Below are 10,622 nucleotides of genomic sequence, written 5' to 3' on the forward strand. Positions count from 1 at the left end.
CGTTCCGTCGGGGGTGGTGCCCCCGTCTGGGGGGGGTGCCCCGCCCGACATGTCGACGCGCCGGGTGGGGCACTTCGGCGGGTACAACGTACCGCCGCCCGGATCGCACGTCTCCCCGGGCTGTCAGCCGTTCCTCGATCGGTGCTCGGCCGCCACGGTCATCAGGTACTGGCCGTACCCGGTCTTCGCCAGACCGGCCCCGGCCGCGTGACACGCCTCGGCGCTGATGAACCCCATCCGCAGTGCGATCTCCTCGACACAGGCGATCCGCAGCCCCTGGCGCTGCTCCAGCGCCTGCACGTACTGCCCGGCCTGCAGCAGCGAGTCGTGGGTGCCGGTGTCCAGCCAGGCGAAGCCGCGGCCGAGCTCGACCAGCCGGGCCCTGCCCCGGTCGAGATACACCTGGTTGACGTCGGTGATCTCCAGCTCGCCGCGCGCCGACGGGCGGACGTTCTTGGCGATGTCGATGACGTCGTTGTCGTACAGGTACAGACCGGTGATCGCGGTGTTGCTCCGCGGCCGCTCCGGCTTCTCCTCCAACGAGATCAGGTTGCCCGCCTGGTCGGTCTCGCCCACGCCGTAACGCCACGGGTCGGTCACCGGGTAGCCGAACAGGACGCAACCGCCGAGCTGACGGGCGCTACTCTGCAACACCTCGGGCAGGCCGGGCCCGTAGAAGATGTTGTCACCCAGGATCAGCGCGACCGAGTCATCCCCGATGTGGTCCGCCCCGATGATGAAAGCCTCGGCCAGCCCGCGTGGGCTGGGCTGCTCCGCGTAGCTGATGCTGATGCCCAGCGCCGACCCGTCACCGAGCAGCCGCTGGAACTGCGGCAGGTCACGCGGGGTGCTGATCAGCAGGATCTCGGTGATGTCGGCGAGCATGAGGACCGACAGCGGATAGTAGATCATTGGTTTGTCGTAGACCGGCAGTAGCTGCTTGGACATCGGCAATGTCACCGGATGCAGACGGGTCCCCGACCCGCCAGCGAGGATGATGCCCTTCACCTGTCACTCCCTACCGAACGAGCAGGCGGTTCAACCGCCCGCCAACTTCTCCAGGTTCGTCACCAGGTCGACCGGGGTCGGCCTGAGCCGGATCTCGTCCCGCACCTCACCGGCACGGGCCCGGTAGCCGGGGTCGGACACCAGCGCCAGCACCGCGTCGCGCACCCGCTGCCGGTCGGCGAGGTCGCCCTGCAGGTGGATGCCGACACCGGCGGTGTGCAGCCGCTCCGCGGTGACCGTGGTCTCGGTGGTGAAGGTGATCGGCAGCTGCGGTGTGCCGGACACGAGCGCGGTCATCGTGTTACCGCTGCCGCCGTGGTGGACGATCGCGGCGCAACCGGGCAGCAGCAGCCGCAGCGGCATTCGTTCCAGCACCCGGACCCCCGCCGGCACCGCGCCGAGCGCCGCCACGTCCGCCGCCGTGGCGGTGACGACCACCTCGAGGTCGAGACCGTCGAGGCTGGAGATCAGCTCGGGCAGCAGGTAGGAGTTCGGTCCCGACATCGTGGACAGCGCCGTCGACCAGGCGATGCAGACCCGGGGCCGGGCCGGAGTGTCGTGCAGCCAGGCCGGCTCCGGCGCGCAACCGTTGTACGGCACGTACCGCAGTGGCACCCGCTCGCCACCGACCGGCGGGGCGACCGCCGCCGGACACGGGTCGACCACATGGGTGATCAGGTCGAGGCTGAACTCGCCGACACCGTGCCGGGCGAACGAACCGCTGATGTCGGTCGGCACGATCCGCCGGTGCTCCGGCTCGTGGGTGCCCACCGGACCCCACAGGCACAGCAGCGCCGGAACGCCGACCACCCGGGCGGCCAGCAGGCCCTCGAGGCTCGTGGGGTCGTGCAGCACCACGTCCGGTCGCCAGCGGCGGGCGTACTCGACCGCCGCGTCGAAGCCGCGCGCCGCGCGGGCGGCCAGCTCCGGTTCCACGGTACGGCGGTACCCGGCGAGGTCGAACTCGTCCAGGCCGCGCAGCGGCTCGCCGGTCAGCGGATGCAGCGGCAGCCACGGGTAGCGCCACCGGCCCTCGGCGGCTTCCCGGTAGTACTCCAACCGGTTGCTGGTGACGATGTCGACGCCGTCGAGCACCGGCACCGGGATCAGCCCGGTGTTCGACACCGCGGTGGTCTCCGACGCGGGGCACAGCACCCGGACCTCGTGTCCCATGGCCTGCGCGGCCCAACCGACGGCGATCATCGTCGAGTAGTGGGTCGACCACGACGAGACGGTGAACAGCACTCGCATCCTCAGTGACCTCCGGACTTCGCGGGGATCGCCTCGGCGGAGACGAACACCGGGGTGCAGCCGACCGGCAGGTGCACCCGACCGTCGCGGGATGTCACCGGCACCGCACGGCCCAGCGCGTCGACCGCGTACGCCCGCTCCGCCGTCCAGGACCAGTCGAACTGCACGTCGGGCTCGTCCTCGCCGTGGAACGGGTCCCGGTCGATCCAGGTGACCAGCAGCGGTCCACGTCCCGGCCGCCGCACGTCGAACAGGTACTGCTGCGGCCGATCCGCGACCGGGACCCGTTCGACCTGCTCGGCCCCGTCGAGCTGGCCGGCCACCAGGGCGAGTGCCTCGGCGTTGGGATGACGGACCGCGAGCTCGTCGCCGGCGTAGTCCATCAGCGCGAACGTCCGGAACATCACGTCCATCAGCGAGTACGGGTTGGCGAAGCCGGCGGCCTCCGGTGCGAGGTTCCAGCAGGCGGTACGCCGGATACCGACGGAGAACGCCAGCAGGTTGCGCATGACGATCTCCCGGCACGCGATCCGGTAGCGTTTGTCTTCGAGGTCGGGTGGGCAGTCGAGCAGGAACATCTGCAGCGTCGGCGGCAACGTCTCGCGTCGGGCGTACAGCTTGGCGATGGCGTCGTGCTCGGCCTGGCGGCCGTGCCCGCCGGCCGCCTCGGCCGGCTCCTTGAGGATCGCCATCGCCTCCGGGAACAGCGCCGGCCAGGGCCCGTTGTACTCGCCGGCCACGACCGGCTTCTCGTAGCCGAACTTGCGCATCTGGTCGCGGACCGATTCCACGTGCTCGGGGATCATCGTCGTCGGTCCGTACAGATGCAGGTCGAACAGGTCGAAGTGGTCCCGGCCCTGGTCGAGCAGCAGATCGAAGAACCGGCGCTCGTGACTGTCCGGTGCCGACAACGGAAGCATGAACGGTGCGCCGCCGAGGACGACGGACGCCTGCGGGTCCACCTTCTTGACCGCCTTGTGCAGCACCTTGAGCTGGGCGAGGTACTCCGGCGCGCTGCCGGCCCACAACAACGCGTTGTCGGTCGGCTCGTTGTCGCACTGCCAGTAGTGCACCCGGCCGGCGCAGTGCCGGACCAGCCGCTCGACGAACTTGCCGTACCGCCGCAGGCTCTTGGCCGGTGACGGCGGCAGCAGCCGGGTCGGTACCCGGGTGGCCCAGGGCGAGCTGGAGCAGACCGTCACCCAGATCTCCTCGGTGCCGTCGAGCTGATCGAACAGGGCGTCGACGACGTCGAAGTCGAACCGGCCGGACACCGGCTCGATCTGCGACCAGTAGACGTACACCCGGATCAGGCCGGCGTTCATGGCGCGGACCTGGGGCACGAAGCGCTCCGGGCGGCCGTACATGCCGTAGCTGATGCCACGGACGACCCCCAGGCGGACTCCGGAGTTGGGCGGCGAAGTGGTCACGATCGCAGGCTCCATGAATCGGCGGCGAGTTGTTCGAGTTGGGTGGTGACGTCGTTGGGGGTGGGGGTGGTGAGTATGTCGTGTTGGACGTTGGTGGCGTGGTGTTGGTAGGTGGGGTCGGTGAGGAGTTGGTGCAGGGCGGTCTTGACGGTGTCGGGGGTGAGGGTGTGTGGGTCGAGGTGGATGCCGGCGTGGCGGTTGTGCAGGTGGGTGCCGAGGTCTTTCTCGTCCCACCAGGGGGCGGGGACGGTGAGGCTGGGGATGCCGTGGACGAGGACGTTGCCGAGGGTGCCGAAGCCGCCGTGGTGGATGATGGCGGTGCAGGTGGGGGCGAGTTCGTTGAGGGGGACGAAGTCGACGGCGCGGACGTTGTCGGGCAGGGTGGTGACGGCGGCGAGTTGGTCGGCATTGAGGGTGGCGACGAGTTCGATGTCGAGTTCGGCCAGTGCGGTGAGCAGGTCGGCCACGGAGACCAGGTCACCGCCGAGCAGCTCCCGGCCGGACACACCCAGGGACAGGCAGACCCGTGGCCGTCGTGGCGGATCGTAGATCCACCGCGGGATCGCACTCGGTCCGTTGAACGGCACGTACCGCACGGCCAGCCGGTTCACCGACAGCGCCAGCTGCATCCACGCCGGGGTGGGGTCGACCGTGACCTGCCCGGTCATCAGCTCCCTGGCCAGTTCCGGGGTGACCACGGCGTCGACGCCGGCGCGGGCCAGCCGGCCGGTGAGCCAGTCGGCCACCGGGTCGTCGCGCCGGTCGGCGGGCTGCTCGTCGAGCAGCGTCCGGTAGTTGTCGTACATCCGGGATATGTAGTCGATGCCGAACAGCATGCGGGCGTGCGCGGCGCCGCAGGCGCGGGCGGCGACCGCCCCGGCGAAGGTCAACGCGTCCCAGATCACCAGGTCGGGCTGCCAGCCACGGGCGAACTCCACCAGGTCGTCCAGCATCACCTGGTCGGTCAGGTACTCGTAGTCCGCCGAGCAACCCATCGTGAAGGCACCGAGCACGTAGTTCCAGGTGAGGCGCTCCGACCGGGTCTCGGTCATGCCGGAGGTCAGGCTCTCCCAGGTGGCGCCGGTTCCGGCGCTGTCGTCCCCCTTCTCCTGCAACGATCCCATCATGTTGAGCTCGTTGCCGACCGGCACCCCGGTCAGGCCGGTCCGTCCGATGGTCTCCATCAGGTCGGGGTGGCTGGCGACGCAGACCTCGTGGCCGGCGGCGCGCATCGCCCACAGCACCGGCACCAGGTTGTACAGGTGGGGCTTTGTCGCGAACACGGTGGCGAGCACGCGCATGGCGGAATCTCCCGGACGGACTAGGCCCGCGGACCGGCCGCGAGTTGTTCGAGTTGGGTGGTGACGTCGTTGGGGGTGGGGGTGGTGAGTATGTCGTGTTGGACGTTGGTGGCGTGGTGTTGGTAGGTGGGGTCGGTGAGGAGTTGGTGCAGGGCGATCTTGACGGTGTCGGGGGTGAGGGTGTGTGGGTCGAGGTGGATGCCGGCGTGGCGGTTGTGCAGGTGGGTGCCGAGGTCTTTCTCGTCCCACCAGGGGGCGGGGACGGTGAGGCTGGGGATGCCGTGGACGAGGACGTTGCCGAGGGTGCCGAAGCCGCCGTGGTGGATGATGGCGGTGCAGGTGGGGGCGAGTTCGTTGAGGGGGACGAAGTCGACGGCGCGGACGTTGTCGGGCAGGGTGGTGACGGCGGCGAGTTGGTCGGCATTGAGGGTGGCGACGAGTTCGATGTCGAGTTCGGCCAGTGCGGTGAGCAGGTCGGCCACGGAGACCAGGTCACCGCCGAACAGGTCCCGTCCCGACATGCCCAGGGACAGGCAGACCCGTGGCCGGCGTGGCGGATCGTAGATCCACTGCGGAACGCTGGCCGCACCGTTGAACGGTACGAACCGTACCGGCAGGACCGGCAGGCCGAGCGGTAGCTGCATCCACGCCGGGGTGGGGTCGATCGTGACCTGCCCGGTCATCAGCTCCAGCGCGTCCGACGGGTCGAATTCGCAGCCGTAGCGGCCGAGTCGGCCGGTGAGCCAGTCGGCCACCGGGTCGTCGCGCCGGTCGGCGGGCTGCTCGTCGCGCAGCGCCACGAAGTGTCCGTACATCTGGGTGATGTAGTCGATGCCGAACAGCATGCGGGCGTGCGCGGCGCCGCAGGCGCGGGCGGCGACCGCCCCGGAGAAGGTCAACGCGTCCCACACCACCAGGTCGGGCTGCCAGCCACGGGCGAACTCCACCAGGTCGTCCAGCACCGTCTGACCGGCGAAGAACTCGTACTCGACCGCGCACGCGACAGTGAGCGCGCCGAGGGCGTGCTCCCAGGTCGGCTCCTCGCCCGCGGCGACGAGCATGCCACCGCCGTGTGCCCGGAACGTCTGCCCGCGGGGGCCGTGCTCCGACCGGCCCATGCCGAGCGGGTCACCGACCGCCACCGCGGTCAGCCCGGCGTTGGTGATCGCCTCGACCAGGTCCGGTTGGCTGGCCACCCGCACCTCGTGCCCGGCGGCCTGCAGCGCCCACGCCATGGGAACCACGTTGTACAGGTGGGTCTTGACGGCGATGACGGTGACCAGGACACGCATTGCGGTTCACCTGCTTCCGACTGGCTGGGGATCGGCGGCGCGGTGCCGCGCCGCCAGCCGCTCCAGCTGCGGGACCAGCTCGTGCGGGCTCGGCGTGTCCAGAAGCTCGGCGCGGACCTGGGCGGCGTGGTCGGCGATCTGCGGATCGGTGAGCAGGCGGGCGAGCCGGTCGCGCAGCGCGGCCCGGGACAGTTCGTCGTGGTCCAGCAGGAATCCGGCGCCGCGCCCCTGCAGGTGCTGGGCCAGCCGGGCGGCGTCCCACCAGGGCGCCGGGATCACGATCCCGGGTACGCCGTGCGCCAGCACGTTGCCGGTGGTGCCGAACCCGCCGTGGTGGATCACCGCCGAGCAGCTGGGCAGCAACTCGTTGAGCGGGACGAAGTCCACCACCCGGACGTTGTCCGGTAGCCGGTCCACCGAGGCGAGTTGTTCGGCGTTGAGCGTCGCCACCACCTCGACGTCGAAGTCAGCGAGCGCGTCCAGCAGGTCGGACACGGTGGTGAGGTCGCCGCGGGACAGCTGGTCGCCACCGAACAGTTCCCTGCCGGACACCCCGAGTGACAGGCAGACGCGGGGGCGTGCCGGGGGAGCGAGCACCCACCCGGGCACGCTGGTCGGACCGTTGAACGGCACGTAGCGCATGGGCAGGTACGGCAGGTCGAGGGGGAGCCGCATCCAGGCCGGGGTGGGGTCGATCGTCCACTGGCCGGTCATCAGCTCCAGGTCCTGGTGCTGCTCGTAGGAGCAGCCGTAGCGGGCCAGGCGTCCGGCCAGCCAGTCGGAGACCGGGTCGTCCCGGCACTCCGGTGGCTGCCGGTCGAGCATCGCGCGGTAGTCGGCGTACATCCGGAACACGTAGTCCTGCCCGAAGAGGATGCGGGCGTGGGCGGCCCCGCTGGCGCGGGCGGCGATCGCCCCGGCGAAGGTCAGCGCGTCCCAGACAACCAGGTCGGGCTGCCAGCCACGGGCGAACTCGACCAGGTCGTCCGTCACGGCCTGGCCGGCCAGGTACTCGTACTCCATGGAGCAGCCGACGGTGAACACGCCGAGGACGTAGTTCCAGGTGAGCTTGACCGGGTCGAGCTCGCTGAGCCCGGTCAGGCGCTGCCACGGTGCGCCGCCGGAGCCGTCGTCCGTACCGCCCTGGAAGGCTGTGACCATGTCGAGTTCGCTGCCGACCGGGACCGCGGTGAGGCCGGTCGCGGCGATGATCTCCGCGAGGTCCGGTTGACTCGCGATCCGAACCTCGTGCCCGGCCGCTTGCAGCGACCAGGCCAACGGGACCAGATTGTAAAAGTGTGGTTTGGCGGCGAACACCGTGAACAGTACGCGCATGAACTGCTCCGCAGCATGTCGAGGGTTGTTCGTGCGTGACGCGTCGGTTCAGGTGCCTGTTCGACGTCGGCCTGAATAACCCTCATTGTTGGGTGCGCTCACCCCGTATCGGGTATTACGGACCGAGCCTAACCGTGAAATGCGATTCTGGTTAACCCCTATCTGCCCCTAGCTGCGTGCGTCGGGTCACGTAGACGTGGATGCCTTCCAGGAGTTGTCGGAGACCGAACTCGAGGTTGGGAATGACGTCGCTGTCCGGGCCGGTGGGTGCGGCCGGGGTGGCGAACGTCCCGGCGGCGAGCAGGCGGGCGAGGGTCGGGAACCGCTCGGCGTCGACGACCGTCGCCAGGGCTTGTTCGTAGCCGAGCCCACCGCCGGTGGGCTCGGCGCCGGCCGGGGCCATGTCGAGGGAGATCCGGGCCATACCCTGGGTGGCGCCGCTGAGGAACAGACTGACCGAGACCATCTCGTCGTAGCCGAGTCCGCTGTCGGCGATCGCGCCGAGCAGGCTCTCGAACCAGGCCAGCTGGTTGGGCCCGATCGGGTAGCTGACCCGGACCTGCAGCATCCACGGATGATGCTGGTACCGGCCCCAGATGGCCTTGACCCAGGTCTCGACCTTCGCCTGCCAACCGCCCGCCACCGCGTCGAGGTCCGGCGGATCACCGGAGGCGACGTCGGTCATCGCGTCGACCAGGTGGGACTTGCTGGGTACGTAGCGGTACAGCGACATCGCGGTGAAGTCCAGCCGCTTGGCGACCTGCTGCATCGAGACCGCGTCGAGCCCTTCCTCGTCGGCGATCTCGATCGCGGTCAGCACGATCTTGTCGACACTCAGCGCCGGCTTGGGGCCGGGGCCGGACCGGGGGGCCCGCGTGTCGCGCCAGAGAAACTCGAAGGAGGGGGCGGCCGCGCCGCCTCTGTTCTGCCCAGATGCCATGCCCACCGCCCGCTCGTTGACGTCCTGTCGAAACCATGTATACCATAAACGCATCAGTTTGACCCCCATACTGTTAGCGTAGACGCTGTCAGCGTCGATCGACCCGCCGGTGGTGCGCGTCCGTCGCGTCCTGCCGGGCGTTCAACCATTCCTGCCAGCCGTGCCTGACCAAGCAGCAACAGAAGGAGTTCGATGAGCGAGTCAGGAATCCGGATACGTGATCTCCGGAAGAAGTACCAGAAGGTCGAGGTGCTCAAGGGGGTCGACCTCGACGTGCGGCGGGGCACCATGCTCGCGCTGCTCGGCCCGAACGGGGCAGGCAAGACCACCGTCGTCAAGGTGCTGAGCACGCTCAGCCGGCCCACCAGCGGTGAGGTCCTCGTCAACGGCTACGACGTGGTCAAGCAGCGCAACGGCGTACGCAGCTCCATCGGCCTGGTCAGCCAGTTCGTGTCACTGGACTGGATGCACACCGGGCGGGAAAACCTGATCATGATGGGCCGCCTGCACCGGCTGAGCACGGCCAACGCGACGCTCCGCGCCCAGCAGTTGCTGGAGCAGTTCGACCTGGTCGACGCCGCGGACAACCGGGTGAAGACCTACTCCGGCGGGATGAAGCGGCGGCTCGACCTGGCGGCGAGTCTGATCGTCCCGCCGTCGGTGCTGTTCCTCGACGAGCCCACCACCGGCCTCGACCCGCGCAGCCGGGCGACGATGTGGGAGGCGATCAAGCAACTGCTCGCCGGCGGCATCACCATTCTCCTCACCACGCAGTACCTCGAGGAGGCCGACCAGTTGGCGGACCGGATCGCGGTCATCGACGACGGGCGGATCATCGCCGAGGGCACCGCGGCCGAGCTCAAGCAGGGAGTCGGCAAGGAACGGGTGGAACTCGTCCTGGCGAGCATCGACGACTACGCCCGGGCCGTGGAACTGATCGACGGCGAGGGCATCCAGCGCGACGAGGTGACCCGGAGCATCAGCATCTTCATCGACGGTGCCGCGCACGTCAAGCGGTTGCTCGACCTGCTGGAGCAGCACGGTTTGGAGATCGACTCGTTGTCGCTGACCAAGCCGACCCTCGACGACGTGTTCTTCGCGCTCACCCACCGCGAGGACGCCACCACCACCGACCACGCAGGAGCGATGCAGTGACGACCGTACCGGCCACCGAAGGCGTGGTCCTGCCGGAGAAGCGATCCAAGCTGTACTGGGCGGTCAGCGACACCCGCGTCCTGATCGGACGGCACGTGCACCACCTGACGCGCAGCCCGGACCAGATCTTCACCGCGATCATGTTGCCGGCGGTGATGCTGTTGATGTTCCGCTTCATGTTCGGCGGAGCCATCGACGTCGGCGCCACCACCTACATCAACTACCTGGTGCCGGGCATCCTCGTCATCGCCGTGACGATGATCTCCGTCTCCACGACGTTGGCCGTACAGTCCGACATGCAGGAAGGCGTGGTCGACCGGTTCCGGGCGATCGCGATGCTGGACTCAGCGGTCCTGACCGGGCACATCGTGGCCGCTGTCATCCGGGGCATGATCGCCCTGGTGGTCATGGTCGGTCTCGGCCTGCTGGTCGGCTTCCGGCCGTCCGCGTCGGTCATCGAGTGGCTGCTGGCGGCGGCCATGCTGCTGCTGTTCGCCTTCTCGTTGGCGTGGGTGTCGGCGGTGCTGGGACTGGTCGCCAAGAGCGTCGACGGTGCCAGCGGACTCGGCCTCATCCTGATGTTCAGCCCGTACGCCAGCACGGCGTTCGTACAGGCCGAGACGCTGCCGGACGGGCTGCGCGCCTTCGTCGAACACCAGCCGGTGACGTTGGTCGTGGACACCGTACGCCAGCTGCTGCTGGGCCGCCCGGTCGGGGACACCGGCTGGCAGGCGGTCCTCTGGTGGGTGGCCATCCTCTGCGTGGCGGCGCCCCTGGCCACCCGGATCTACCGTAAGCGTTTTGCCTGACGGCTTTACCCCCCCACGGCGGGGGGGGGGGGGGGGGGGGGGGGGGGGGGGGGGGGGGGGGGGGAGGGAGTGTGGGGGGTGGGGAGTGGGGTGGGGTGTGG

General features: G+C 69.4%; 9 protein-coding genes. 2 read left to right on the forward strand and 7 right to left on the reverse strand.

The features are described from left to right. Positions 1-123: 123 nt before the first annotated feature. From rfbA to ACXAHD_RS29035, 7 genes are all read right to left on the reverse strand, one after another. The gene (gene rfbA / locus ACXAHD_RS29005; RefSeq protein WP_281553666.1) at positions 124-1,008 is read right to left on the reverse strand and encodes a glucose-1-phosphate thymidylyltransferase RfbA; all 885 of its coding nucleotides are present in this window, start codon (positions 1,006-1,008) and stop codon (positions 124-126) included. A gap of 30 nt (positions 1,009-1,038) precedes the next feature. After that, a complete protein-coding gene (locus ACXAHD_RS29010; RefSeq protein ID WP_281553667.1) occupies positions 1,039-2,259 on the reverse strand; it encodes a nucleotide disphospho-sugar-binding domain-containing protein in 1,221 nt (406 codons plus the stop codon). A gap of 2 nt (positions 2,260-2,261) precedes the next feature. After that, a complete protein-coding gene (locus tag ACXAHD_RS29015) occupies positions 2,262-3,689 on the reverse strand; it encodes a glycoside hydrolase family protein (protein ID WP_281553668.1) in 1,428 nt (475 codons plus the stop codon). After that, positions 3,686-4,990 carry an activator-dependent family glycosyltransferase gene (locus ACXAHD_RS29020; protein ID WP_281553669.1) on the reverse strand — a complete coding sequence of 435 codons (1,305 nt, stop codon included), beginning with the start codon at positions 4,988-4,990 and terminating at the stop codon, positions 3,686-3,688. The genes ACXAHD_RS29015 and ACXAHD_RS29020 overlap by 4 nt, the downstream gene beginning before the upstream one ends. Before the next feature lie 20 nt (positions 4,991-5,010). After that, positions 5,011-6,282, reverse strand: a complete 1,272-nt coding sequence (locus ACXAHD_RS29025; RefSeq protein ID WP_475054611.1) for an activator-dependent family glycosyltransferase — start codon at positions 6,280-6,282, stop codon at positions 5,011-5,013. A gap of 6 nt (positions 6,283-6,288) precedes the next feature. Beyond that, positions 6,289-7,617 (reverse strand): activator-dependent family glycosyltransferase, encoded by a 1,329-nt coding sequence (locus ACXAHD_RS29030; protein ID WP_289212378.1) that lies wholly within the window; start codon positions 7,615-7,617, stop codon positions 6,289-6,291. A gap of 151 nt (positions 7,618-7,768) precedes the next feature. Further along, entirely contained in the window at positions 7,769-8,557 is a 789-nt protein-coding gene (locus tag ACXAHD_RS29035; protein ID WP_281553672.1) for a TetR/AcrR family transcriptional regulator, read from the reverse strand. 192 nt (positions 8,558-8,749) lie between these two features. Here ACXAHD_RS29035 and ACXAHD_RS29040 point away from each other — a divergent pair, with 192 nt between their 5' ends. Together ACXAHD_RS29040 and ACXAHD_RS29045 are read left to right on the forward strand one after the other, a co-directional pair. Further along, positions 8,750-9,712 (forward strand): ATP-binding cassette domain-containing protein, encoded by a 963-nt coding sequence (locus tag ACXAHD_RS29040; RefSeq protein ID WP_281553673.1) that lies wholly within the window; start codon positions 8,750-8,752, stop codon positions 9,710-9,712. Further along, on the forward strand, positions 9,709-10,521 hold the full coding sequence (locus tag ACXAHD_RS29045) for an ABC transporter permease (protein ID WP_281553674.1): 813 nt from the start codon (positions 9,709-9,711) through the stop codon (positions 10,519-10,521). Before ACXAHD_RS29040 ends, ACXAHD_RS29045 begins: the two co-directional genes overlap by 4 nt. The last annotated feature ends 101 nt before the right edge of the window (positions 10,522-10,622 follow it).

The sequence above is a fragment of the Micromonospora sp. ABR4_055 genome (assembly GCF_056160425.1).

What these genes read in the sequence shown, in the direction of transcription:
- ACXAHD_RS29010 (WP_281553667.1), bottom strand. Translation starts at nt 2,259, where the DNA reads ATGCGAGTGCTGTTCACCGTCTCGTCGTGGTCGACCCACTACTCGACG.
- ACXAHD_RS29020 (WP_281553669.1), bottom strand. Translation starts at nt 4,990, where the DNA reads ATGCGCGTGCTCGCCACCGTGTTCGCGACAAAGCCCCACCTGTACAAC.
- ACXAHD_RS29025 (WP_475054611.1), bottom strand. Translation starts at nt 6,282, where the DNA reads ATGCGTGTCCTGGTCACCGTCATCGCCGTCAAGACCCACCTGTACAAC.
- ACXAHD_RS29030 (WP_289212378.1), bottom strand. Translation starts at nt 7,617, where the DNA reads ATGCGCGTACTGTTCACGGTGTTCGCCGCCAAACCACACTTTTACAAT.
- ACXAHD_RS29035 (WP_281553672.1), bottom strand. Translation starts at nt 8,557, where the DNA reads ATGGCATCTGGGCAGAACAGAGGCGGCGCGGCCGCCCCCTCCTTCGAG.
- ACXAHD_RS29040 (WP_281553673.1), top strand. Translation starts at nt 8,750, where the DNA reads ATGAGCGAGTCAGGAATCCGGATACGTGATCTCCGGAAGAAGTACCAG.